The 24,721-nt window shown below is 71.8% G+C and carries 22 protein-coding genes; 10 read left to right on the top strand and 12 right to left on the bottom strand.

The genetic code is table 11. The features are described 5' to 3' along the window. Positions 1–47: 47 nt before the first annotated feature. Entirely contained in the window at positions 48–650 is a 603-nt protein-coding gene (locus LCG91_RS05350) for a histidine phosphatase family protein (protein WP_058728809.1), read from the bottom strand. Between the two features lie 5 nt (positions 651–655). Continuing rightward, a complete protein-coding gene (locus LCG91_RS05345; protein WP_058728808.1) occupies positions 656–1,990 on the bottom strand; it encodes a M16 family metallopeptidase in 1,335 nt (444 codons plus the stop codon). A 245-nt stretch (positions 1,991–2,235) separates the two neighbouring features. Between LCG91_RS05345 and LCG91_RS05340 the strand changes: the two genes are divergently transcribed. Both LCG91_RS05340 and LCG91_RS05335 read left to right on the top strand, forming a co-directional pair. Further along, positions 2,236–2,883: a TetR/AcrR family transcriptional regulator gene (locus LCG91_RS05340; protein WP_202596841.1), complete on the top strand. Its 648-nt coding sequence runs from the start codon at positions 2,236–2,238 to the stop codon at positions 2,881–2,883. An 89-nt stretch (positions 2,884–2,972) separates the two neighbouring features. Beyond that, entirely contained in the window at positions 2,973–3,500 is a 528-nt protein-coding gene (locus tag LCG91_RS05335) for a YbhB/YbcL family Raf kinase inhibitor-like protein (protein ID WP_058728807.1), read from the top strand. A gap of 81 nt (positions 3,501–3,581) precedes the next feature. On the opposite strand, the gene LCG91_RS05330 is transcribed toward LCG91_RS05335, so the two are convergent. Then, positions 3,582–5,855: a polyribonucleotide nucleotidyltransferase gene (locus LCG91_RS05330; RefSeq protein ID WP_224442737.1), complete on the bottom strand. Its 2,274-nt coding sequence runs from the start codon at positions 5,853–5,855 to the stop codon at positions 3,582–3,584. 305 nt (positions 5,856–6,160) lie between these two features. On the opposite strand from LCG91_RS05330, the gene LCG91_RS05325 reads away from it, so the two are divergent. Next, complete coding sequence (locus LCG91_RS05325; protein ID WP_224442736.1) at positions 6,161–7,357, top strand: coiled-coil domain-containing protein; 1,197 nt, start codon at positions 6,161–6,163, stop codon at positions 7,355–7,357. Positions 7,358–7,401: 44 nt separating this feature from the next. On the opposite strand, the gene LCG91_RS05320 is transcribed toward LCG91_RS05325, so the two are convergent. The 3 genes from LCG91_RS05320 to LCG91_RS05310 all read right to left on the bottom strand — a co-directional run bounded on the left by LCG91_RS05320 (position 7,402) and on the right by LCG91_RS05310 (position 9,017). Then, a complete protein-coding gene (locus LCG91_RS05320; protein WP_224442735.1) occupies positions 7,402–8,022 on the bottom strand; it encodes a CE1759 family FMN reductase in 621 nt (206 codons plus the stop codon). A gap of 177 nt (positions 8,023–8,199) precedes the next feature. Further along, positions 8,200–8,469, bottom strand: coding sequence for a 30S ribosomal protein S15 (gene rpsO, locus LCG91_RS05315; RefSeq protein WP_022902140.1), 270 nt, complete (start codon positions 8,467–8,469; stop codon positions 8,200–8,202). Positions 8,470–8,570: 101 nt separating this feature from the next. After that, positions 8,571–9,017 carry a VanZ family protein gene (locus LCG91_RS05310; RefSeq protein WP_224442734.1) on the bottom strand — a complete coding sequence of 149 codons (447 nt, stop codon included), beginning with the start codon at positions 9,015–9,017 and terminating at the stop codon, positions 8,571–8,573. Positions 9,018–9,120: 103 nt separating this feature from the next. Here LCG91_RS05310 and LCG91_RS05305 point away from each other — a divergent pair, with 103 nt between their 5' ends. From LCG91_RS05305 to LCG91_RS05295, 3 genes are read left to right on the top strand one after another with little or no spacing between them, the layout of a single operon-like run. After that, positions 9,121–10,185 carry a glycoside hydrolase family 6 protein gene (locus LCG91_RS05305; RefSeq protein ID WP_082687632.1) on the top strand — a complete coding sequence of 355 codons (1,065 nt, stop codon included), beginning with the start codon at positions 9,121–9,123 and terminating at the stop codon, positions 10,183–10,185. Between the two features lie 44 nt (positions 10,186–10,229). Next, positions 10,230–11,282, top strand: a complete 1,053-nt coding sequence (locus LCG91_RS05300) for a M4 family metallopeptidase (protein WP_058750096.1) — start codon at positions 10,230–10,232, stop codon at positions 11,280–11,282. A 17-nt stretch (positions 11,283–11,299) separates the two neighbouring features. After that, positions 11,300–11,578, top strand: a complete 279-nt coding sequence (locus LCG91_RS05295; RefSeq protein WP_153001834.1) for a protealysin inhibitor emfourin — start codon at positions 11,300–11,302, stop codon at positions 11,576–11,578. A gap of 6 nt (positions 11,579–11,584) precedes the next feature. Here LCG91_RS05295 and LCG91_RS05290 read toward each other — a convergent pair whose 3' ends face one another. From LCG91_RS05290 to LCG91_RS05280, 3 genes are all read right to left on the bottom strand, one after another. Next, positions 11,585–13,831: a HelD family protein gene (locus LCG91_RS05290; RefSeq protein ID WP_224442733.1), complete on the bottom strand. Its 2,247-nt coding sequence runs from the start codon at positions 13,829–13,831 to the stop codon at positions 11,585–11,587. Between the two features lie 145 nt (positions 13,832–13,976). After that, the gene (locus tag LCG91_RS05285; protein ID WP_224442732.1) at positions 13,977–14,813 is read right to left on the bottom strand and encodes an aldo/keto reductase; all 837 of its coding nucleotides are present in this window, start codon (positions 14,811–14,813) and stop codon (positions 13,977–13,979) included. Continuing rightward, a complete protein-coding gene (locus tag LCG91_RS05280) occupies positions 14,813–15,184 on the bottom strand; it encodes an FKBP-type peptidyl-prolyl cis-trans isomerase (RefSeq protein WP_058728797.1) in 372 nt (123 codons plus the stop codon). The genes LCG91_RS05285 and LCG91_RS05280 overlap by 1 nt, the downstream gene beginning before the upstream one ends. Positions 15,185–15,364: 180 nt before the next feature. Here LCG91_RS05280 and LCG91_RS05275 point away from each other — a divergent pair, with 180 nt between their 5' ends. Together LCG91_RS05275 and LCG91_RS05270 are read left to right on the top strand one after the other, a co-directional pair. After that, positions 15,365–16,681: an MFS transporter gene (locus LCG91_RS05275; protein WP_082688397.1), complete on the top strand. Its 1,317-nt coding sequence runs from the start codon at positions 15,365–15,367 to the stop codon at positions 16,679–16,681. 181 nt (positions 16,682–16,862) lie between these two features. Beyond that, positions 16,863–17,945 (top strand): YihY/virulence factor BrkB family protein, encoded by a 1,083-nt coding sequence (locus tag LCG91_RS05270; RefSeq protein WP_224442731.1) that lies wholly within the window; start codon positions 16,863–16,865, stop codon positions 17,943–17,945. A 14-nt stretch (positions 17,946–17,959) separates the two neighbouring features. On the opposite strand, the gene LCG91_RS05265 is transcribed toward LCG91_RS05270, so the two are convergent. The 3 genes from LCG91_RS05265 to LCG91_RS05255 form a co-directional block, all read right to left on the bottom strand. Then, positions 17,960–19,444: an aspartate ammonia-lyase gene (locus LCG91_RS05265; RefSeq protein WP_224442730.1), complete on the bottom strand. Its 1,485-nt coding sequence runs from the start codon at positions 19,442–19,444 to the stop codon at positions 17,960–17,962. A 92-nt stretch (positions 19,445–19,536) separates the two neighbouring features. Continuing rightward, complete coding sequence (locus LCG91_RS05260; RefSeq protein WP_058728794.1) at positions 19,537–19,833, bottom strand: hypothetical protein; 297 nt, start codon at positions 19,831–19,833, stop codon at positions 19,537–19,539. A 111-nt stretch (positions 19,834–19,944) separates the two neighbouring features. Then, the gene (locus LCG91_RS05255; protein ID WP_058728793.1) at positions 19,945–21,201 is read right to left on the bottom strand and encodes an inorganic phosphate transporter; all 1,257 of its coding nucleotides are present in this window, start codon (positions 21,199–21,201) and stop codon (positions 19,945–19,947) included. Between the two features lie 116 nt (positions 21,202–21,317). Between LCG91_RS05255 and LCG91_RS05250 the strand changes: the two genes are divergently transcribed. Further along, positions 21,318–23,006: a cation:proton antiporter gene (locus tag LCG91_RS05250; RefSeq protein WP_224442729.1), complete on the top strand. Its 1,689-nt coding sequence runs from the start codon at positions 21,318–21,320 to the stop codon at positions 23,004–23,006. 292 nt (positions 23,007–23,298) lie between these two features. Then, positions 23,299–24,720 carry an ABC transporter permease gene (locus tag LCG91_RS05245; RefSeq protein ID WP_224442728.1) on the top strand — a complete coding sequence of 474 codons (1,422 nt, stop codon included), beginning with the start codon at positions 23,299–23,301 and terminating at the stop codon, positions 24,718–24,720. Position 24,721: the final 1 nt, after the last annotated feature.

Here is a 24,721-nt window from a genome sequence, read left to right as displayed (position 1 = left end):
AGGTCGCGCCTCCCGGTCGTCGCCGTCCCGCGGCCGTCGGCCGGTCGCTAGACGGGCTGGTCGACCGGCAGCCCCGTGCGGAGCTCCACCGGCAGGTGGGCCAGGTCGTTGAGGGTGACCACCTCGGCCGGCTTGGCCGACCGGATGCGGATGATCGTCAGTGCGGTGTGCGCCACGTTCGTGCCCATCCAGCGCCACTCCGGGGCCTGGAATGCCTCGCGCACGAACCAGCCGATCACGGCGTTGTGCGTGATGAGCAGGTCGTGGCGGTCCTCCCGCGCGGGCGTGAAGAACTCGGCCACGGCGTCGCCCATCTGGGCCTGACCCGCGACGATCTCCTCCTCGGTCACGCCGCCGTACCAGCCCTGGTAGGCGTGCGGCATGTCCGGAGTCGGACCGGACGGGATGCAGTCGAAGAGCAGCGTCGAGGGCTCGGGCTGGATCGACGGCAGGCGCTGCGCGAGGTACGCGGCGGTCTCGCTCGCGGCGTCGAGCGGCGAGTGGTACACGCCGTCGAAGGGCACCCCGCCGAGCCGGTCGGCGACGAGCACCGCCTGGCGCTTGCCGCGCTCGGACAGCTTGCCGTCGCGGAGGCCGTGCTCGGCGTCCTGGTGCTCACCGTGCCGGACGAGGTACAGGTAGTGCGACACGTCCGTCACCCCTCGACGCCGAGGGCCGCTGCGAGCTCGTCCCGCTGCACGGCACCGACCACCGAGGTGATGGTGGGGCGGGTCAGCAGGTCGCGCGCCAGGTCGAGCACGTCGCCGGCGGTGACCCGGTCGACCCGCTGCAGCGCGGTGCCGAGGTCGGTGAACTCCCCGGTGCCGAGCTCGGAGCGGCCGAGTCGGGTCATCCGGGCGTCGGAGTCCTCGAGCGAGAGCGTCAGGGCGCCCTCGATCTGCCCCTTGGCGCGGCGGAGTTCGTCCTCCGTGATGCCGTCGTCGACCATGCGCGCGAACTCGGCGTCGATGATCTCGACGACGCCCGCGACGTTGTCCGGGGCGCAGCCCGCGTAGACGCCGAACGCGCCGTTGTCGAGGTAGGCCGGAGCGAAGGACGACACGGCGTAGGCGAGGCCGCGGCGCTCGCGGACCTCCTGGAAGAGGCGCGAGCTCATGCCGCCGCCCAGGACGGCGTTCAGCACGCTGAGGACCGGACGGCGGTCGTCGCGCAGGTCGAGGCCCTGCGAGCCGCGGAGCATGCTGACCTGCTCGGTCGGACGGTGCGCGACCGCCAGGCGCGGGACGGCCGGGTCGGCCACCGTCTGCGGCGTGCGTCGGGCGAGCGGCGAGGCCTTCGGCGCGTCGCGGAAGACCCGCTCGACGAGCTCGCGGAAGCGGTCGTGGTCCACCGCTCCCGCGGCGGTGACGACGATGCCGTTCGGTGCGTAGTGCTCGCGGTAGTGGTCGAGGACCTGGTCACGGCCGACCGCGCGGATGCTCTCCGGGGTCCCCCCGATCGGACGGCCGAGGGGGTGTCCGTCGAAGGCGGCGGCGAAGAAGGCCTCGCCCGCGACGTCCGCGGGGTCGTCAGCGGCCATCGCGAGTTCCTCGAGGATGACGCCGCGCTCGACGGCGAAGGCGTCCTCGTCGAGCACCGAGCCGGTGACCATGTCGCCGATCACCTCGACCGCCATCGGGACGTCGGTGTCCCGGACGCGGGCGTAGTAGCAGGTGTACTCCTTGGCGGTCGCGGCGTTGTGCTCACCGCCCACGGAGTCGAAGGCGATGGCGATGTCGAGTGCGCTCCGACGTGCGGTGCCCTTGAACAGCAGGTGCTCGAGGAAGTGCGTGGACCCGAACTGCCCCTCGCGCTCGTCGCGGGAGCCGACGCCGACCCAGAAGCCGAGGCTGGTCGAGCTCGCCCCCGGGACCGATTCGGTCAGGACGCGGACACCGGACGGCAGCACGGATCGACGGACGAAGGCACCACCGGACGTCAGGAAGGACGTGTCCTGGGCCTCGAGCGGCAACGGCACTGGCTGGTTCATCGCAGGAGAGCCTACTGACCCGTCAGGGCCGATCATCCAGTTTCCACAGCCTCGCGGCGCGTGCCTCGAAGTGGGGTACGGCAGAGGAGGATAGAAAGACTCGTCTGTCTGTCCTCACTGTGGTACAGTCGTCACATCGGGTCGGAAGCCCCCCTAGATTCCGACCCGGTGGCTCGGGACATCAGTCCTGCGCGGCGGAGTCCCCCCACTCCCCCGCGGAGCCGATGAGTCCGAGGAGCAGCGCTGTGACGGTCGATTCCCCCCAACCGACCGTCCAGCGTCTCCCCGGCCCGAGCACGAACCTCGCGTCGCCGGACGGGTCGAGCGTCCCCCCGACTCCCCGCTCCGGCGGCGCGAAGGTCCGCATCCTCGAGACCGCGTCGAGGCTCTTCTACGAAGAGGGCATCCGCGGCGTGGGCGTCGACCGCCTGATCTCCGAGGCGAGCGTCACGAAGGCGACGTTCTACAAGCACTACGGATCCAAGGACAACCTGATCCTCGCCTACATCCGCGCGCAGGACGAGCGGGTGCAGCAGGCCTTCGGGCGCATCGTGGCCGAGGCGCCGACGCCGACCGACGCCGTCCGCGCCTGGGTCGCCGCCGTCTCCGACGACGTCGGCCGACCGGACTTCCGCGGCTGCGCCTTCCTGAACGCGGCAGCGGAGTACCACGACCCCCGCGACCCGGTCCGCCAGGTCGTCGCGGCGCACCGTGACTGGTACACCGAACAGCTCTTCGCGCTGCTGCAGCGTGCCGGGCACCCGATGCCGGGTGACGGCGCGGACGAGCTGATGCTCGCGCGCGACGGCGTCATGGCCGGTGCCTACGCCGGCGACGCCATCGCGGCCACCGCAGCGCTCGGGCGGGTCGTCGAGCGCGTCATCACGCGCTGACCGCGACGGACGGGAGTCACGGGGCGGCGCCGCCGCGTGCCTCCCGTCCGTCCCACCCGCGGACCAGGACGCGGGTGTTGGCTGGTCGCATGGCCAACGACCCCAACTGGAACCTCCCCGAGGTCCCCACGTTCACCCTGACGAGCCCCGACTTCACCGACGGCGACCGTCTGCCCGACTGGGCACGCGGCTCCGACGTGGGCGGCGAGGACCGCTCCCCCGCACTCGAGTGGTCCGGGGCGCCCGAGGGCACGCAGAGCTACGTCCTCACCGTGTACGACCCCGACGCCCCGACCGGCTCGGGCTTCTGGCACTGGAGCCTGAGCGACATCCCGGCGTCGGCCACCTCGCTGCCGCAGGGTGCCGGTACCGACGACGCCCTGCTGCCCGCCGAGGCACTGCGTCGTCGCAACGAGTACGGCACGGACACGTTCCTCGGCGCCGCACCGCCCGCGGGCCACGGCCCGCACCGCTACGTCTTCACCGTCAGCGCGCTCGACGTGCCGGTGCTCGAGGCACCCGCCGACGCCACCCCGGCCGTCGTCGGCTTCCTGCTCCGCGAGCACCTGCTCGGTCGCGCGCAGCTCACCGGCACGCAGGAGACCCCCGCCTCCTGACGCCTCCGTACCGACGGCGACGGCCGCCACTCCAGCAGGAGTGGCGGCCGTTGCGGTCTCAGCAGCGCGAGGCGCCGGGGATCAACCCTCGGCGGGGTCCTCGGTGTGCTTCTCGTGGCCCTCGCGGCCCTCGGTGTCGACCTCGTCCGCGACGACCGGCGCGAGCGACAGCTTGCCGCGGTCGTCCACCTTGGTGACCTCGACCAGGATCTTCTGGCCGACGCCCAGGACGTCCTCGACGTTCTCCACGCGCTTGCCACCGGCGAGCTTGCGGACCTCGGAGACGTGGAGCAGACCGTCGCGGCCCGGGAGCAGCGACACGAACGCACCGAACGTCGCGATCTTGACGACCGTGCCGAGGAACTGGTCCCCGATCTCCGGGTTCGTCGGGTTCGCGATCGCGTTGACCTGGGCGCGGGCGGCCTCGGCCGACGGGCCGTCGACGGCGCCGATGTAGACCGTGCCGTCGTCCTCGATCGAGATGTCGGCGCCGGTCTCGTCCTGGATCCCGTTGATCGTCTTGCCCTTCGGGCCGATCAGCTCGCCGATCTTGTCGACGGGGATCTGCACCGAGATGACGCGCGGAGCGGTGTCCGCCATCTCGTCGGGGGCGTCGATCGCCTCGGTCAGCACGCCGAGGATGGCCGAGCGGGCCTCCTTGGCCTGCTTCAGCGCGGCGTCGAGGACCGACGACGGGATGCCGTCGAGCTTCGTGTCGAGCTGGATGGCGGTGACGAACTCCGAGGTACCGGCGACCTTGAAGTCCATGTCGCCGAGGGCGTCCTCGGCACCGAGGATGTCGGTCAGCGCCGCGTAGCGGGTCTGGCCGTCGACGGTGTCGGAGACGAGACCCATCGCGATGCCCGCGACCGGGGCGCGCAGCGGCACACCGGCGTTGAGGAGCGACAGGGTCGAGGCGCAGACGGAGCCCATCGACGTCGAGCCGTTGGAGCCGAGGGCCTCGGACACCTGACGGATCGCGTAGGGGAACTCCTCACGCGACGGCAGCACCGGCACGAGGGCGCGCTCGGCGAGGAAGCCGTGGCCGATCTCGCGACGCTTCGGCGAACCGACGCGACCGGTCTCACCCGTCGAGTACGGCGGGAAGTTGTAGTGGTGCAGGTAGCGCTTCTTCGTGACGGGCGACAGCGAGTCGATCTGCTGCTCCATCTTGAGCATGTTCAGCGTGGTGACGCCGAGGATCTGCGTCTCGCCGCGCTGGAAGATCGCCGAACCGTGGACGCGCGGAATCACGGCGACCTCGGCGTCGAGCGGACGGATGTCGGCGAGGCCGCGACCGTCCATGCGGACCTGCTCGGTCAGGATGCGGCCGCGGACGACCTTCTTCGTGACCGACTTGTAGGCGGCGCTGACCTGGCCGTTCGCGGACTCGGGGAGCTCCCCGGCCTCGACCTTGGCAGCGACGGCCTCCTTCACGCGGGCCTTGAGGGCGTCGTCCTTGTCCTGACGCTCGAGCTTGCCGGCGATCTGGTAGACGTCCTTGAGCTCGTCGAGGGCGATCGCCTCGACGGCGGAGTAGACCTCGGGCGCGTACGGCGGGAAGACCGGGTAGTCCTGGATCTCCTTGGCCGACTGCGCGGCCATCTTCGCCTGCGCCTCGACGAGGACCTTGAGGAACGGCTTCGCCGCCTCGAGGCCCTGGGCGACGATCGCCTCGTCGGGCTTGGTGGCGCCGCCCTGGATGAGGCCCCAGGCGTGCTCGGTCGCCTCGGCCTCGACCATCATGATCGCGACGTCCTCGTTGCCCTGGTCGTCGGTGACGACGCGGCCGGCGACCGTGAGGTCGAAGACCGCTTCCTCGAGCTGCGAGGCCTTCGGGAACGCGACCCACTGGTCACCGATCAGCGCGAGGCGCACACCGGCGATCGGGCCGGAGAACGGCAGACCGGAGATCTGCGTCGACGCGGACGCCGCGTTGATCGCGAGCGCGTCGTAGAACTCGTCCGGCGCGATGCTCAGGACGGTGATGACGATCTGGACCTCGTTGCGCAGGCCGTCGACGAACGACGGACGCAGCGGCCGGTCGATGAGGCGGCAGACGAGGATCGCCTCGGTGCTGGGACGGCCCTCACGACGGAAGAACGAGCCGGGGATCTTGCCGGCGGCGTACGAGCGCTCCTCGACGTCGACCGTCAGCGGGAAGAAGTCGAAGCCCTCGCGCGGGTGCTTGCCGGCGCTGGTGGCCGAGAGGAGCATGGTCTCCTCGTCGAGGTACGCGGCGACCGCGCCCTGGGCCTGCTGTGCGAGGCGGCCGGTCTCGAACCGGACGACGCGCTTGCCGAACTTGCCGTTGTCGATGACGGCTTCGGCGAACTTGATCTCGGGACCCTCCAAAGGGGTGCCTCCTTGACGTGTTCGGCAGACCTGGGCGACGGCACCCGTGGTGCGTGCACGCCGAGGGGTCGGGGCGCATGTCTGGCCAGCAGTAGAAGCACTCGGGACTCCGAACGGCCCGCGAGCCACCACCGATGACCAGCTCCGTGCCCGGTCTGCGCAGTGTTGTGTGCCAGCCCCGCGAGTGTGACAGCGGGGCGTGACGTCCGGAGAACGGTCCCCGGACGATGAGGACTTTACCAGTCCTCAGGCGTCCGGCGGGTGTTGCTCCCGGCGAACGGGCGTGTCCCCGGTAGCCTGCCGCCATGCGCACCAGCCCTTCCCGGCGCGTGCTCGTCGCGGCCGCCGTGGTCGTGGGCGCGCTCGTCGCACCGGTCGTCACCGCCCTGCCCGCGAGCGCCGCGACGACGCAGTACCCGACGTGGCAGGACGTGCAGCAGGCGAAGGGCAACGAGCAGGCCGCCGCCGCCGAGGTGACGAAGGTGCAGGCCGCGCTGCAGTCGGTGCAGGCCGACGCCGCCGCGAAGTCGCAGCGCGCACTCGACGCCTCCGCAGCAGCCGACCGGGCCGAGGCGGACCTCGCCGCGGCGACGCAGACCGCATCCACCCTCCGCACCCAGGCGGACGACGCCGAGCGCACCGCCGCCCAGGCGCAGGACCGCGCCGGGCAGCTCGCCGCGACCCTGTACCGCGACGGCAGCCAGAACGCCATGACGACGCGGATCGCCACGACGCACGACCCGGACCAGCTGCTCTACCAGCTCGGCGCGGTCGACCAGCTCTCGAGCACGTGGGAGGGCGTGCTCGAGGACGCCTCGGTCGCCGGCCGCACCGCGGAGTCGCTGCACGACCAGGCCGAGCGTGCGGAGTCCGAGCGGAGCACCCTCGCCGCCGCCGCCGAGGACCGCTCCGCGTCGGCCCGCACCGCGTCCGACGCCGCCGCGCGGGCCGTCGCGGACACGCAGCAGCACAGCGACGAGCTCTACGCGCAGCTGGCCGCCCTGAAGGACACCACCGCCACGACCGAGCAGCAGTACGAGCTCGGCGTGCAGGTGGCCGCGCAGCAGGCCGCCCAGCAGCGGGCCCGTGAGCGAGCGGCCGCAGCAGCGGAGCAGCAGGCGGCGGCCGCCGCCGCCGTACCGTCGTCCCCGGCGCCGGTCGCGACGAGCGGCGGCTCGGGGACGAGCTACCCGAGCACCGGCGGCGTCACCGTCGACCCGGCAGGCGCGCAGGCGTACGCCCGCAGCGCGATCGGCGCCTACGGCTGGGGCGGCGACCAGTTCTCCTGCCTGGTGTCCCTCTGGACCCAGGAGTCCGGCTGGCGGGCCAACGCCCTCAACGCCTCGAGCGGCGCGTACGGCATCCCGCAGTCACTGCCCGCGAACAAGATGGCGGTCGCCGGTGCGGACTGGCGGACGAACGCGGCGACGCAGATCAACTGGGGGCTCGCCTACATCCACGACGCCTACGGCTCCCCTGCGCGGCGTGGAACCACGAGATGAGCGTCAACCCGCACTGGTACTGAGCGCCCGGTCGGGCGGCCCGGTCAGTGGCCGAGGCCGCCGAGCAGGGACGCGAAGTCGGTCGGCGCGGCGAGCGTCTCCTGCTGCGGGCTCCGCCGGGAGGCGCGGATCGCCCAGGCGAGGTCGACCCCGGCCCGTCGGATGCGGGCGTCGAGCGCGGCCGAGTCCGCCTCACTCCCCCAGTCGTCGGTCGCCGCGAAGACGCCGGTCGGCACCACCGCTGCGCGGAGGTACGCGAACACCGGGCGCAGGGCGTGGTCGATCGCGAGCGAGTGCCGTGCGGTCCCCCCGGTGGCGGCGAGCAGCACCGGCAGGTCGGTCACGCCGTCCTTGTCGAGCACGTCGAGGAACGACTTCGCCAGACCGCTGACCCCCGCGGTGAAGACCGGGGTGACGAAGACGAGCGCGTCGGCCTCGAGCACGGTGCGCTGGGCGGCGGCGAGGCCGGGTGCGGCGAACCCGGTGAGCATCGCGTCGACGATTTCGTGCGCGATCGGACGCAGCTCGACGTGGCGGACGTCCACCGCGCCTCCCGGCTGGTCGGCCGAGACGGCGGCGACCGCGGAGGCGGCGAGCCGGTCTGCGAGCAGGCGGGTGGAGCTGGGCTCGGAGAGCCCGGCGGAGACGACGACGATGGTGGTCATGGCAGTTCCCGACTTTCGATGCGTTTGCATGAACACCCTACCGAACCGAGCTGCCGGCGCAACCATTCCCGGTCCCTGTCGGCCGGCGACCCAGTCCTCTGCGACCGGGGAACGAGGAACGCCCCGGTCCTCACGAGGAGGACCGGGGCGTCCGGTCACGCAGTGTCTGCGAGTCGACTAGCGGCGCAGGCCGAGGCGCTCGATGAGCGCACGGTAGCGGTTGATGTCGACGTCGGAGAGGTAACCGAGGAGACGGCGACGCTGACCGACCATGAGCAGCAGACCACGACGCGAGTGGTGGTCGTGCTTGTGCTCCTTGAGGTGCTCGTTCAGGTCGTTGATGCGACGCGTCAGAACGGCGACCTGGACCTCGGGGGATCCGGTGTCGCCCGGGTGGGTCGCGTACTCTTCGATGATCTCCTGCTTGACCTTCGCGTCAAGTGCCATGGATGATCCCCTTTCCTGTCCGTTGCGCGGTGCCCGTACCTGATGCACGAGCGCTCTTGATCCGCGGCCGTTCGACGGCAACCGGACGAGACTACCAGAGATCAGGCGGTGCGGGCACGCAGGCGCTGCCGTCGCGGCACCGGGAGCAGGCTCCGGACGAGCCCGACGAGGGTTGCCCCGAGCAGTCCGCCGAGGCCGTTCGAGAGCACGTCCCGAGGGTCGGCGACGCGGTACGGCAGGAACCGGGCCTGCGCGAGCTCGATCCCGACCGACAGCACGACCGCGATCACCGCTCCCGCCAGCCACCAGCGGCGCGGCAGCCAGAGCGCCGCGATCATCCCGACGGGCACGAACATCCCGATGTTCGCGAGGAACTCGACCCGGTCGTAGGTGAACCAGGCGCCGTGCGGGAGCTGCTGCAGCCAGGCGATGGCGTGCAGCACGAGCTCGTCCTGCGCGTGCGTGAAGACCCGCGGCGTCAACGTCGTCCGCCAGATCACCCAGGCGTAGCCGGCGGTGAGGGCGAGCAGCAGGAGCTTCCGGAACATCCGGTCAGTATCGCTGCCGGGTCCTGGCAGGCGGCCGCACTCCACCTGGGCGGACGCCGGGCCACCCTGGCGGGACGCCGTGGACTGCTGCCAGCATGGACGCATGCCGGAGCAGGGGACGCGCGGCCGCACCAGGGGCAGCGGACGACGACAGTGGGCTGTGCTCGCCGTCGGTGGCGTCGTCGCGGTGGCCGTGGTCGCGCTCGTGCTCGCCACGGTGACCGGACCCGACGGCGGCGGGCGCGGAGGTGCCGGGACGGACCGGCCCGTCGCCGGTCGCGAATCGGCCGCGGCGGCGTTCCCGGGCGGCCTCGCCCGGCAACCGGAACAGGACAACCAGGCGGCGCGCCGCGCGGCGGACGCCCGGGCGGACGGCGACCGCACCACCGCCGACCGGATCGACGTGATCGCGGACCAGCCGGTGGCGACCTGGCTCGCTGACCCCTCCGAGTCCGCCACCCGCCAGGTCGTCCGGCGGGTCGTCCGGAGCGCCGAGCAGCAGCACCGCACGCCGGTGTTCGTCCTGTACGCGATCCCGGACCGCGACTGCGGCAGCTACTCCGCGGGCGGTACCGCCGAGGACGCCTACCTGCCGTGGGTCCGGTCGGCCGTGCGCGCGATGGCGGGTTCGCACGCGGTCGTGCTCGTCGAACCGGACTCGATCGCGCAGATCCACGTGTGCGAACGCCTCGGGCAGGACCGGCTGCGTCTGCTCGACCGCGCGGTGGACGAGCTCACCGGGCACGGACTGACGGTGTACCTCGACGGCGGCAACGAGGACCGGGTCCCCGTCGCCACGATGGCGCGCTGGCTGCGGGAGGCCGGGGTCGACCGGACGCAGGGCTTCGCGACGAACGTCTCGAACTTCTACCGGGTCGACACCGAGCGTGCGTACGCGGACCGGCTGGCGGACGCGATCGGCGGCGACCCGCACTTCGTGATCGACGTCTCGCGGAACGGGCAGGGTTGGCGCGGGACCTGGTGCAACCCCGAGGGTGCGGGACTCGGACAGGCGCCCCACGTCACCGCGGGGTCCTCCCGGCTCGACGCCCTGCTCTGGGTGAAGACCCCCGGGCTCAGCGACGGCACGTGCAACGGCGGCCCGGCGGCCGGACAGTGGTGGGAGTCGTACGCGCTGGCGCTCGTGGAGCACCGCCGCCAGGACTGACCCCGGCGCGGCCCGTCGTCGGTCGTCGGTGGTTCCATGGCGCCATGACCGCCATCCGTCGCCACTCCGTCGTCCCGCCGTACCTGCTGCGCGCCGTCGCCGCCGCTTCGGAGCACCCCCGAGCAGCCTCGGCGGCCCGGACCGCCCTCGCCGAGCTGGAGGTCGTCGCCGCACCGAAGCACGAGCACCGCGTCCGGCCGCAGGGCATCAGCGGCACGGTCGACCGGTCGCCGCAGCGCACGATCTCCGACGCGCGCGGAACGACGACCCTGCCGGGCGAGGTCGTCCGGCGGGAGGGCGACGCGGACTCGGGCGACGCCGCGGTGGACGAGGCGTACGCCGGCCTCGGCGCGACGCACGCGTTCTGGCTCGACGTGTTCGGTCGGGTGTCGATCGACGGCGCAGGGCTCCCCCTGGACGCCACGGTGCACTACGGCCAGGACTACGACAACGCCTACTGGGACGGCCAGCGGATGGTGTTCGGCGACGGGGACGACGAGGTGTTCCGACGCTTCACGATCGCGCTCGACGTGATCGGCCACGAGCTCGCGCACGGTGTCACGCAGTACACGGCCGACCTCACCTACCAGGGGCAGTCGGGTGCGCTGAACGAGTCCGTGAGCGACGTCTTCGGCTCGCTCGTCGCGCAGTACGCCGCCGGGCAGACCGCCGACCAGGCGACCTGGCTCATCGGCGAGGGGCTCTTCACCGACGCCGTGCACGGTGTGGCGCTCCGGTCGATGCGGGCGCCGGGGACCGCGTACGACGACCCGGTGCTCGGGAAGGACCCGCAGCCGGCGACCATGGCCGACTACGTCGAGACCACCGAGGACTCCGGCGGCGTGCACCTGAACTCGGGCATCCCGAACCACGCCTTCTTCCTCGCCGCGACGGCGATCGGCGGGTTCGCGTGGCAGGGCGCCGGAGCCGTCTGGTGGGACTCCCTTACCTCGCCGGAGACGTCCGAGGACATCGACTTCGCCGGCTTCGCACGCGTCACCGTCGACGCCGCCGCGGCGCGCTTCGGGCAGGGCTCGACGGAGCACACCGCGGTCGCGGACGCCTGGCGGACCGTGGGCGTGCTCACCGGTCCGTGACGGCGTACAACCGGAGCATGCACATCGTCGTCCGCCGCAGTGGTGGGTTCGCCGGTCTCTCGCGCGGCTGGCGGATCGACACCGCCTCGTGCGACGACCCTGGCGCATGGGACGACCTGGTCGGCGCGCTCCCGCGCGAGGCGCCCGTCCGGCACCGGCACACGGTGCCCGACGACTTCACCTGGACCGTGACGGTCGCCCGCACCACCGTCGAGATCCCCGGCAGTCAGCTCGACGGCCCGTGGGCGGCCCTCGTCACGCGGGTGCGCGACGAGGGCGAGCCGATCAGCCGGTGACGTCGATCAGTTGCTGACGTCGATCACGACCAGGCGACGCGTCGGGCGGGTCATCGCGACGTAGACGGCGGCTGCGGCCCGCGCCGCGTCGGCGCCGACCCGGTCCGGGTCGACGAGCAGGACACCATCGAACTCGAGGCCCTTCGCGTCCGCACCCGTCAGGACCGTCACCGACCCGGGCCGCGGCGAGCCGAGCCCGCGGACGTCCGCGTCGGTCCGCGCCAGGCGCTCGCGGACCGCGGCGACGTCGTCCTCGGGCACGATGACCCCGATGGTGCCGGAGCCGATCCGCCCGCGCTCGGCCTCGACGCGCCCGGCGACCGTGTCGAGGAGCGCCGCGCGGGGCACCGCCACGCGGTCGACGGGGTCCCCGTCGCGGACGGCCTCGGTCCTGGTGACCGCCAACCCGGCGGCGTCGGCGAACGCACCGGCGGCCTGCACGATGGACCGCGGGGTGCGGTAGTTGACCGTCAGCTCCTCGATCCGGTGGTCGAGCGGCACCACGGGCGCACGCCCGCGACGACGGCGTGCGAGCGCACCGACGACGTCGTCCCACGTGCGGGCGGCGGCGGGCGAGGAGCCCTGCGCCATGTCCCCGACGATCGTGAACGACCGGAGGGGGTTCCGGCGGGCGAGGACCCGCCACTGCATCGGCGAGAGCTCCTGCGCCTCGTCGACGACGATGTGGCCGTAGGTCCACTCGCGGTCCTCGGCGGCGCGCTCCGCCGTGGTGCGGGGGTCACCGCCCTCGGCGAAGGACCCGGCGACCTGCTCCGCGGTGACGATGCCCTCGACGCCCATGTTCTCGATCGCCTGGCGGGCGTTCTCGATGTCGCGGTTCCGGCTGGCCTTCGCGGCACGCTTCGCCGCGCCGCCGGTGGGGTCGAACGGCCCGAGCAGCTCGGCGGCCTCGTCGAGCAGCGGGACGTCCTCGATCGTGAACCCGGCACCGCGGGGTCGCTGCAGCAGGGCGCGGCGAGCCGGGGTCCAGTCGGGGGTCAGCGAGGCCAGCCAGTTCGGCCGGGCGTACAGGTCCTCGAGGAACTTCTCCGGCGGGAGCGGCAGCCAGGCGGTGTTGAGCAGGACCCGGGCGTCGTACGAGCTGCGGATGTCCTCGCGCAGGACCTTCTCGTCGGCCTCGTCCACCGTGGTCCCACGGGCACGGAGCTGGTCGGCGAGCAGCCGCGTCATCGCGTCGAGGGCGATCTTGTTGAAGGTGACCCGGGCGACGTTGTGGGGCTTCCCGCGGTCCTGCGCCCGCTTCAGTGCGTCGGCGACGAGCTGCGGCGGCACCGTGAGCCGCTCCCCCTCGACGTCGAGCACGACCGACTCGGTGGGGACGACCTGGCGGGACCGCACGGCGCGGCGGAGCAACGACGCCATCTGCGCCGACCCCTTCACCGCGGCGACGTCCCCGTGGTCGTGCGTCGTGGCGTGCACGCCCGGGTAGAGCGAGCCGAGCGAGGCCATCACCACACCGGTCTCGCCGAGGGACGGCAGCACCTGCTCGATGTAGGTCAGGAACGCCGAGGACGGCCCGACCATGAGCACGCCCGAGCCGCGGAGCCGGTCGCGGTGCGTGTAGAGCAGGTAGGCGGCGCGGTGCAGCGCCACGGCGGTCTTGCCCGTCCCGGGGCCGCCCTGCACGATCAGGACGCCCTCGAGCGGGGAGCGGATGATGCGGTCCTGCTCGCCCTGGATCGTCGCGACGATGTCCGTCATCCGACCGGTGCGCTCGGCGGTGACGGCCGCGAGGAGCGCTCCCTCGCCCTGCAGGTGCGTGCGGTCGTCGTCGTAGAGCGACGCGTCGAAGACCTCGTCCTCGACGTTCACGACGGACCGGCCGTCGAGCGTCAGGTGCCGGCGGGCGCGCATGCCCATCGGGTGCGCTGCGGTCGCCTGGTAGAACGCGCTCGCCCCGGGGACCCGCCAGTCGAGCAGGAGCGGGCGGTGCTCGACGTCGCGGAGCCCGACGCGGCCGATGTAGCGGAAGGCGTCGTCGGCCTCGTCCGGCTCGGAGACCTCGAGCCGTCCGAACACCAGACGGTCACCGACGCGCTCGAGCGTCGCGATGGTGTCCTCGTAGAGGCGGGCGTACGCGTCACGTTCGCTGCGGCTCTGGTGGTTCCCGCCGACCGCCTGACGGCGGGTCTCGGCGAGGCGCTGCTCGGCCTCGGCCGTCAGCTCGTCGAGGCGGGTGAAGAGGCCGTCCACGTACGCACGCTCACGGTCGATCTCGGTCGGTTCGGACACACGCCACCCTTCGGGAAACAGGGGTGTCCAGTGTAGTCCCGCCGTGCGACCACCGGAGGCGACGTGACGCACGGGTGACAGGAGGACGGACTGGAGGCGCGTGGCGGACCCGCCACGCGCCTCCCGTCCGTCAGGGCGTCAGCCCCTACATCTCCTCGTGCGAGTCCGGGTCGCCGTCCCAGAGGCGACCGCGCTCGAGCCCGGAGATCGCCCGGACCTCGTCGTCGGACAGTTCGAAGCCGAACACGTCGAGGTTCTCGCGCTGCCGCTGCGGGTCGCCGGACTTCGGCACCGGTACGGCACCGAGCTGGACGTGCCAGCGGAGCACGACCTGGCCGGGCGTCACGCCGTGTGCGGCCGCCGCGTCGAGCACGGGCTGCTCGGTGAGCAGCTCGGACTGCTTCGCGAGCGGGCTCCAGCTCTCGGTGACGATGCCGTACTCGGCGTGCACCTTGCGGAGCTCGGCCTGCGGGAAGTACGGGTGCAGCTCCACCTGGTTCACGGCCGGGGCGACACCGGTGGCGTCGATGATGGCCTTCAAGTGCTCCGGCGTGAAGTTCGAGACGCCGATCGAGCGGACCTTGCCGCTGTCGCGGAGGTCGACGAACGCCTTCCAGGTGTCGACGAACTTCCCGACCGATGGGTTCGGCCAGTGGATGAGGTACAGGTCGACGCGGTCCAGCCCGAGGTTGCCGAGCGTCTCGTCGATCGAGCGGTGCGCCTCGTCGTAGCCGTGGTGCCGGCCGGGGAGCTTCGAGGTGACGACGAAGTCCTCGCGGTCGACCTCGGCCTCGCGGACCGCACGGCCGACGGCGTCCTCGTTGCCGTAGTTCAGCGCGGTGTCGAGCAGCCGGTAGCCGCTCGAGATCGCCGCGCCGACCGCCGCGGTGCCCTCGTCGCCGTTCAGCCCGTACGTGCCGAGGCCGAGCTCCGGGAAGCGGTGGCCGTCGTTCAGCTCGACGGTGGGCGCGCCGACCTGCATCAGCGGACCCCGAGCAGGTCGATGATGAAGATCAGGGTCTTGCCGGACAGGAAGTGGCCGCCGCCGGCCGGGCCGTAGGCGAGCTCCGGCGGGACGGTCAGCTTGCGGCGTCCGCCGACCTTCATGCCGGGGATGCCCTCCTGCCAGCCGCGGACGAGCGCCGCGAGGGGGAAGTCGATCGGCTCGCCGCGGTTCCACGAGCTGTCGAACTCCTCGCCGGACTCGTACTCGACGCCGGCGTAGTGCACCTTGACGGTCGAGCCGGGCTGCGCGACGTCGCCGTCGCCCTCGACGATGTCGGTGATCACGAGCTCGGTGGGGGCCGGGCCCTCGGGAGCGTCGAACTCGGGCTTGCTGTTGAGGTCAGTCATGGTCGTCAGTCAACCAGGTGGGGTGCGGGGGCATCCCCGGCGGCACGGACGTCTCGCTCCCCGCGAACGGGCACGATCCGTCACGCTCGGCGGACGAACGCGACGGATCCCGCCCGCTCGTGCCCGCGATGGTGCCGGTTCTGCCCGCTCGCGCCCGGCAACCCGCAGAATGGTTCCACCGTGACACGACCTGACACCGCACCCCGACGCCGCCTGCTCGCCGACCTCACCCCGCTCCGCCGCTCCCCCGCGTTCGCCCGACTGTGGGCCGGCACGGCGATCGCCGGCATCGGCACGCAGATGACCACCGTCGCGGTCGGCCTCGAGGTGTACGAGATCACCCGCTCGACCTTCGCGGTCGCACTCGTCGGCGTCATCGCCCTCGTCCCGATGATCGTCGCGGGGCTCTACGGCGGGATGCTCGCCGACGCGTTCGACCGGCGGCTCGTGGCCCTGGTCTCGGCGATCGTCGCCTGGGTCGCGGTCGCGCTCATCGCCACGCACGCCTGGCTCGGACTGCAGAGCGTGGCGTTGCTCTACGTCCTGGCGACGGTGAACGCCGTGGCCGCGACCGTGAGCAACGCCTCGCGATCGGCGATCGTCCCCCGGCTCGTCGGGACCGACCTGCTCCCCGCGGCGAGCGCCCTCGGCGGCATCGCGTCCGGGTTCCAGGTGACCGTGGGTCCGGCGATCGCCGGAGTCCTGATCGCGAGCGTCGGGTTCGCGCCGACCTACACGATCGACGTCGTGCTCTTCACCTTCGCGTTCCTCGGCGTCTTCACCCTGCCCCGGATGGCGGCGGACCGCGACGCCCTGCGCCCCGGACTGAGCTCGCTGATCGAGGGCGCGCGCTTCCTCAAGCGGTCCCGCAACATCACCATGACGTTCGTGCTCGACATCGTCGCGATGACGTTCGGGCAGCCCCGTGTGCTCTTCCCAGCGATCGGCGCGCTCGTCATCGGCGGCGGTTCGATCACGGTCGGCACCCTGACCGCCGCCTACGCCATCGGTGCCCTGCTCTCGAGCGTGTTCTCCGGTCCGCTCGGGCACGTGCGCCGCCAGGGCGAGGCCGTCGGCTGGGCGATCACCGCGTACGGCGGGGCGATCGCGGCGTTCGGTGTCGTCATCGCGGTGGCGCACCTGCTCGGCGGTCGGTCCGGCGAGGCGTTCGGCGTCGAGATCCTGCCCGCGCTCGGGCTCGCGGCGCTGTTCCTGGCCGCGGCGGGCGGCGCGGACAACGTCAGCTCGGTGTTCCGGAACACGATCCTGCAGGCCGCGTCGCCCGACGGGATGCGCGGCCGGCTGCAGGGCATCTTCATCGTGGTCGTCACGGGTGGCCCGCGCCTCGGCGACCTGTACGCCGGTCTCGTCGTGGCGGCCGGCATCGCCTACCCGCCGATCATCGGCGGCGTGCTGATCATCGGCCTCGTCGCGCTGCTGCTCCGGCTGGTGCCGTCCTTCCGCCGCTACGACGCGCTCGACCCGCACGCGAACTGACCGGCGGCGCGGCGACACCACGCGCTCAGCGACACCTCACGGCGCGGGGCGCCCGTGAACTGTCGCTGAGCGCGAAGAACTGGATGGACCCCACGGGACGCGACCGGATGACGGACGGGAGGCGCGTAGCGGCGGTGCACCGCGCCTCCAGGCCGTCACGGGGTCGGGTACCGTACATCGCATGCCCGACAGCGCCTCGCGCGACCTGCAGCGGACCGGTGTCCGCGCGGTCGTCCGGCGCACCTACCACTCGGTGATCCGGCACCGCGTCGTCGACGCCGCGGCCTCGCTGACGTTCTTCGCGCTGCTGACGGTGTTCCCGGCGGCGCTCGCGGTCGTCTCTGCGCTGTCCGTCGTCGACCGGCAGGGCGACAGCCTGACCGACATCGTCCAGGTGCTCGGGTTCATCGTCCGACCGGAGACCGCGCAGCACCTCGAGGGACCGCTGCGCCAGCTCCTGACGCTCGACAACCCGTGGGTCGGGTTCTCGATCGGGCTCGTCCTGACGCTGTGGTCGCTCTCCGGCTACGCGACCGCGTTCGGTCGTGCGATGAACACCGCGTACGAGGTCGAGGAGGGTCGCCGGATCTGGAAGTTCCGCAGCATGATGCTCCTCGTCACGCTGCTCGTGATGGTGGGCGGGGCGATCGCGATCATCATCCTGCTCGGCACCCCCACGATCTCGGCGGCGATCGTCCGGCAGCTCGGGTGGGCGCCGTGGATCGACGACCTGTGGAACGTGGCGAAGTGGCCCGTGCTCGCCGTCGTCCTCGTGGTGATGGTCGCGGTGCTGTACTACGCGACCCCGAACGTGAAGACCCCGCAGCTGCGGTGGGTGTCCGCCGGAGCGGCGTTCGCCATCGTGACCTGGGCGCTGGCGACGGTCGGCTTCTCGGTGTACGTCGAGACGGTCGGCAGCGGCGGGAACCGGGCCTACGGCTGGCTCGGCGGCGCGATCCTGCTGCTCGTGTACCTGTACATCTCGAACTTCGTCCTCGTGGTCGGCGGGGAGCTCGACTCCGAGGTGATCCGGATGCGGCAGCTGCTCGCGGGCATCGAAGCGGACGAGTCGATCCGGCTGCCGCTCCGCGACGTCACGCGGAACTTCACGCTCGCGCGGTGGCGTGACCAGGACATCGCGGCGGCGCACCGGGTGCGGATCGCCGCGCAGCAGCGTGCGGAGGACGCGGAGCCCTCGCCGACGGAGGAGCACCTGCGGGCGATGTCCCGCCAGGTGCGGGTCGGCGAGCCCCCGCTGCCCTAGTGCCCGGCGGCGGCTCAGCGCTCGCGCGCGACCCGCTCGGCCTCGGCGTCGAGCATGGCCTCGGTGACGACCGGGATCGCCCCCGTCGCGAGCTCGATGCCCGACAGACGCGCCGGCGAGAGCACGCGCTGCACCTGGTCCTCGTCCATCAGTCCGGCAGCGGTGACGAGCGTCGCGATCGGCGTCGAGGTCGTCAACGCCGTGTGCGCGATCGACGCAGCGGCCGCGTACCCGATGTACGGCGTCAGGGCGGTCACGACGCCGACGTTGGTGTCGACCTGCGCGGCGAGCTTCGCCTCGTTCGCCTCGATCCCCGTCACGCAGTTCACCCGGAGCGTGGCGCACCCGCTCGCCATCCACTGCAGCGACTGCAGGATCGAGTGCGTGATGATCGGCTCGAACGCGTTGAGCTGCAGCTGCCCGCCCTCGGCCGCCATCGTCACCGTGGTGTCGGCGCCGGCGACGGCGAACGCGATCTGGTTGACGACCTCGGGGATCACCGGGTTCACCTTGCCGGGCATGATCGACGAGCCGGCCTGGCGTGCGGGCAGCGTGATCTCGCCGAGTCCCGCCTGCGGCCCCGAGGCGAGGAGGCGCAGGTCGTTGCAGATCTTCGAGAGCTTCGCGGCGCTGCGCTTCACCGTGCCCGACAGCGTCATGAAGGCACCGGCGTCGCTCGTCGCCTCGATCAGGTCGGGCGCGGTGACGATGTCGAGCCCACTCGCGACCTGGAGCTGCCGACGCACCTCGTCGCGGTACTGCGGGTCGGCCGTGATGCCCGTGCCGATCGCGGTGGCACCGAGGTTCGTCTCCGCGAGCAGCGGCGAGACGGTACGGAGGAGCAGGACGTCCTCCTGGATGGTGTGCGCGAACCCGGTGAACTCCTGCCCGAGGGTCATCGGCACGGCGTCCTGCAGCTGCGTGCGGCCGATCTTCAGCACGTCCTGGAACGCGCGGCCCCGCTCGGCGAAGGCGTCCGACAGCCGCTCGAGCTCACCGGTGAGCCGCCGGACGCCCAGGATCATCGCCAGCTTGATGCTCGTCGGGTAGGTGTCGTTCGTCGACTGGCTGCGGTTCACGTGGTCGATCGGGTGCAGGTACGCGTAGTCGCCCTTCTCGCGCCCGAGGAGCTCGAGGGCCCGGTTCGCGAGCACCTCGTTCGTGTTCATGTTCGTCGAGGTCCCCGCCCCGCCCTGCACGATGTCGACGACGAACTGGTCGCGCAGGGCCCCGTCGCGGACCTCCTGCGCCGCCTGGTCGATGGCGTCCGCACGCTCGGCGTCGAGCACGCCGATGGCCTTGTTCGCCCGGGCGGCGGCCTGCTTCACGGTCGCGAGCGCCTCGATGAGGTCCGGGTACACCGCGATCGGCACCGACGTGATCGGGAAGTTCTCGAGCGCCCGCAGGGTGTTGATGCCCCAGTAGGCGTCGATCGGGACCTCGCGGGATCCCAGGGAATCGGTCTCGGTGCGCGTTCGTGGTGCTTCGTTGCCGGTCACCCGTCCGAGGCTAGCCCGTCCGGCCGGTCGGGGCCGGCAGGCGGATGCGCGTGGTGGGCGGACGACACGGACGGGAGGCCGGGTCGCCGACGTCAGTGGAACTGCGGGACGATCAGGTAGATGCCGTAGAGCACGGCCAGGCCGCAGACGGCGAAGCACGCCACCGCGAGCGCGCGGAACGCGCGGACACCGGGCTGGACGACGCCGGGCTGCGGGAAGCCCATCGTGGCCGGACCGACCGTGCCGTCGTCCTTCACCGTGTACTTGCCGGCGCGGGTGTCGGCGGCGCTCCACAGGCGCAGGCCGATCGAGTAGACGAGCACCACGAAGCATGCAGAGACCACCGCGACGATCGCGACCGTCAGGAATGCGAACCAGTCGATGCCCATCAGCGGGTCCCTCCGATCAGGAAGGCGAAGCAGCGCGAGTCAGTGGCGATGCGCATCAGCGGGTCCCTCCGATCAGGAAGGCGAAGCAGCGCGAGTCAGTGGCGATGCCCATCAGCGGCGTCCTCCGTTCCGTCCGGCCATGCGGCGCAGGGTGCGCTCGCGGCTCAGCTCCGCGCGGCGCTCGGCCACCTGGGCGGCACGCTTCTTGCGCTGCAGGTCGCGGAGCTCCTTGCGGGTGTAGACCGCGTTGGCGGCCACGTCGACCTCGATGGCCGCGGCCTGCTCGTGCGGCTTGCGGAGCGACCACAGGTACAGCCCGAGGATCACGGCCGCGCCGACGACCGCGTCGACGACGAGACCGCCGACACCGAGCCGGGCGATGCCGGAGGCGATCGCGCCCACGGCTGCCGCGGCCGGCAGGGTGATGAACCAGGCGATGACGATCTTGCCCGCGGTCGACCACTGGATCTTCGAGCCGCGTCGGCCGAGACCAGCACCGATGATCGAGCCCGACGACACCTGCGTGGTCGAGAGCGCGAAGCCGAGGTGGCTCGACGCCAGGATGGTCGCGGCGGTGGAGGCCTCGGCCGCGAAGCCCTGCGTCGCACGGATCTCGGTGATGCCCGAGCCCAGGGTCCGGATGATGCGCCAACCGCCGGTGTACGTGCCGAGGGCGATCGCGAGCGCACAGGCGACGACGACCCAGAACTGCACGCCCTGGTCGGCGGACTGCGCACCCGACGCGATGAGCGTCAGCGTGATCACGCCCATGGTCTTCTGCGCGTCGTTCGTGCCGTGCGCGAGCGACACCATCGAGCTCGTGAACACCTGGCCGATCCGGAAGCCGCCGCGTTCGTTCGGGAACACCGGCCGACGGGTGACGCGGTACGCGATCCGGGTCGCCAGGAGCGACACCAGCGCGGCGATCACCGGCGACAGGAACGCCGGGATGATCACGACGGTCAGCAGTGCCGCGTAGTTGACGGACCCGAACCCGGCGCCGACGATCGCAGCGCCGATGAGCCCGCCGAACAGCGCGTGCGAGGACGACGACGGCAGACCGCGCAGCCACGTGATCATGTTCCACACGACCGCGCCGATGAGGCCCGCGAAGATCATCTCCGGGGTGATCGCGACGCCGCCGGGGCCCTCGTTGATCAGCCCGTGCGAGATCGACGTCGCCACGGCGGTGCTGAGGAACGCACCGACGAGGTTGAGCACCGCGGCGACCGTGACGGCCACCTTCGGCTTCATGGCACCCGTGGCGATCGGGGTCGCCATCGCGTTGGCGGTGTCATGGAATCCGTTTGTGAAGTCGAAGAAGAGGGCCAACGCGATGACCAGGACGACTATGAGTGTGATGTCCACCGCGGGCAAGTGTCCCAGGCCCGACCGCTGAGCACAAACCCTGTCGTTCACCCGCCGTTCACCCCGCCTGCGCAGTCGTTCAGGTTCGGAACCATCCGGATGGGAGGATTGCTCCCATGGACACCGCGGAACTCCTCATCCTGTTGATCGGTTCACTCGCGGTGACCGGGTTCGCGCGGGCGAAGGGACTCCCCGCTCCGCTGCTCGTGACGGCCGTGGCCCTCGCGGCGTCGTTCCTGCCCGGTCTGCCGGAGATGGAGATCGACTCCGAGGTGATCCTCACGGTCATCCTCCCGCCGCTGCTGTACTCGGCGGCGCTCGACGTGTCGTGGCAGAGCTTCCGGCAGTCCATCAAGCAGATCCGCCGACTCGGCATCTTCCTCGTCATCGTGACCGCCCTCGCGGTGGCGGTCGCGGCGTACGTGCTCATCCCCGACATGGACTGGCCGGCGGCCATCCTGCTCGGCGCCGTCGTCGCGCCGCCGGACGCCGTGTCGGCCGCGGCCATCGGCCGGAAGCTCGGACTCCCCCGCCGGGTGATGACGGTGCTGTCCGGCGAGAGCCTCATCAACGACGCGGCGTCGCTGACCCTCGTGCGGGTCTTCACGCTGATCGCGGCGGGGACCTCGCTGACGATCTGGCAGGACCTCGGGATCTTCGGGCTCGCGATCGGCGTCGGCCTCGCGGTCGGGATCGTGCTCGGCGTCGCGGTGCACTGGATCCGGATGCGCATCAACGACCCCGTCGTCGAGACGATCATGAGCATCCTGCTGCCGTTCGTCGCGTACATCGTCGCCGAGGACCTGTCCGGCTCCGGGGTCATCGCGGTCGTCACCGCCGGCCTGTACATCGGCTACAACTCGCCGAAGGAGGGCTACGCGACGCGGCTGCAGGAGCGCCCGCTGTGGACGAGCATCGACGTCATCCTCGAGGGCTTCGTCTTCGCCCTGATCGGCCTGCAGCTGAAGACCGTCGTGCAGGACCTGGTGGAGAGCGACCGGAGCCTGACCCAGACGCTCACCGCGGCGGCCGTCGTGCTGGTCGTCGTGATCCTGGTCCGGCCGCTCTTCGTGTTCGAGTCCTACGTGCGGAACCGCATCAACGGCCGGTGGCTCCGACCGCTGCGCGTCCGACTGTCCCGTGGGCACCCGTCGCTCCGCTGGCTCCGCGGTTCCGCGGAACCGAAGCTCAACTGGCGGGAGCTCACGGTCATCTCCTGGACCGGCATGCGCGGGGTGGTGACCCTCGCCGCGGCGGTGTCGGTCGTCGGCAACTCGGTCCAGATCAAGGCGCAGGACACCATCTTCGTGATCGCCTTCGTGGTGACGGTCGGAACGCTCCTGCTGCAGGGCCTGACCCTGCCCTTCGTGATCCGCGCGCTGAAGGTGCAGGACCCGGCCGAGGGCGAGGAGGACGTCCGCAGCGAGATGCGCCTCAACCAGCGGACGACCGAGGCCGCGATCGCGCTGCTCGAGCGGCGGCGGCCGGCGTGGGCCGAGCAGTACGGCGCCGAGGCATCGGACAGCGTCGTGAACCGGCTGAAGGCACGACTCGAGCGGCAGGCCGAGACCTTCCGTCGCGATGCGGAGGAGGAAGAGGTCGAGGACCGGAACGCTCCCCTCCGGCTCCGCGGGGCGCAGATCCAGGACATCCGGCGCGAACTGCTCGACCGGCGGCGCGAGATCGTGCTCGAGGAGCGCGAGAAGGGCAACCTCGACGAGGAGGTCATGCGGCGCGTGCTCGTGACGCTCGACGCCGAGGAGCTCGCGATGGACTCGGCGCAGGCGTCCCGCAGCCGGAGCTGAGCTGCCGGCGTCCACGGCCGGGGCTGCGCTGCTCTCGGCGCGCGGTGAGCGCGCGCGGCGTACCGTGATGCTCCGACCAGCAGAAGGAGCAGAGCGCCGAGTGAGCGAGCCGCGGAACGACGTCCCCAGGAACAGCGACCTCCCCGATCGCGACGGAGCGCCGCGGTCCTCCACGCCGAAGCCCCGCCAGACGCGACCCTCGACGCGCAGCGGCTCGCGACCCCGTCGTGGCGCACCCGTCGCCGGCAGCCGCGGCGGCGGGCACCGCGCAGCACGTGTCCGCCAGGCACCCGTGCCGGAACCGCAGAAGATCAGTCGCTACCGCCGCTGGTACGGCACGCTCCACCCGTCCCTGCAGCTCATCGGCCTGCAGCTCTGGATGCCGTTGTTCTTCATCGTCGGCTTCTGCCTCTGCTACGTCTTCGCCTTCCACGCCCCGCACCCGCACGACGTCCCCGTCGCCCTGGTCGGCAGCGACCCGACGCTCGTCGCCGCCGTCGACAAGGCCCTGCCCGGCGAGTACGTCTTCCACACCTACGACTCGCTCGCCCGCGCGAAGCAGGACGTCCTCGCCGGCGCGATGGCCGTCGCGTACGACCCGTCCGCCAACGAGGTCTTCAAGGCCAGCGCTCACCAGTTCCAGGTCGCCTCGCTCGTCCCGGCCACGTTGAGCTCCGTGCTCACCGGCATCGGCGTCGCCGCTCCGACCGTCACCGAGCTCGCACCGCTGCCCGCGTACGACGAGTACGGCACCGTCGCGATGTACGTCATGCTCGCGTGGTGCATCGGCGGCTACATGGTCGCGATGTTCATCGGCATCATGGGCGGCCCGCTGCGGCACCGCACCCGCATGACCGTGATCGTGGTCGGCGGCCTCGTGATCTCCCTCATCACGAACACACTGGCCGGCCCCGTCGTCGGTGCGATCCGGGGGCACTGGATCGAACTCGTCCTCATCGCGTGGGGCTGGATCGTCGCGATCGGTCTCGCCGTCAACGGACTGAGCTACTTCGTCGGCCGCTTCATCGCCGCACCCGCCATGATCTGCTTCGTCTTCCTGTCGATGCCGTCCTCCGGCGGGGCGTACCCGAAGTGGTTCATGCCGGAGCCGTTCGCCTGGCTCAACCACGTCGTGGTCGGCTCGAGCATGGTCGACATGATCAAGCACGAGATCTACGGGGTCGGTCCCGGGTTCGGCCGCGGCCTGATCACCATGGGCTGCTACGCCGCGGCCGGGCTCGTGCTCATGTTCTTCGGCAAGCAGTGGTGGGAACGCCGCCGGATCTCCGCGATCGTGAACAACCGCACGACGATGTTCCAGGACGCGCAGAACGCGAACCGCGAGTTCCTCGGCAAGCAGCGGGACGCCGAGCTCGAGCGCCACGGCTTGACCTCGACCGAGACCGGCACGCTGAGCGTCCTGCGCGACGACGACTGGGAGGACGACCGGGTCTCCGGCGACGTCTTCACCGGCGGCCGCGACGGCCTCGAGCAGGAGACCACCCCCACCGGACGCATCCCCGTGGTGCGGCAGGCGGACCGGTCCGGTCCCGGTCGACCGGGAGGCCCGTCCAGCGGCCCGCGCACCCGTCCCGTCCCGCGCGTGGACGCAACCGGTCGGCGCCCGGCCCCGGCGGGATCGCGCACGACGCGCACCGGTGCGCCCGAGGGGCGCGAGCGTGAGCGCGAGCACGGACGGCACGCCGAGCGCTGAC

This window comes from Curtobacterium sp. TXMA1 (genome assembly GCF_020162095.1).
Taxonomy (GTDB): domain Bacteria; phylum Actinomycetota; class Actinomycetes; order Actinomycetales; family Microbacteriaceae; genus Curtobacterium.
Note: the sequence above shows the minus strand (reverse complement) of the source record. Positions and strands in the feature narration are given on the sequence as shown.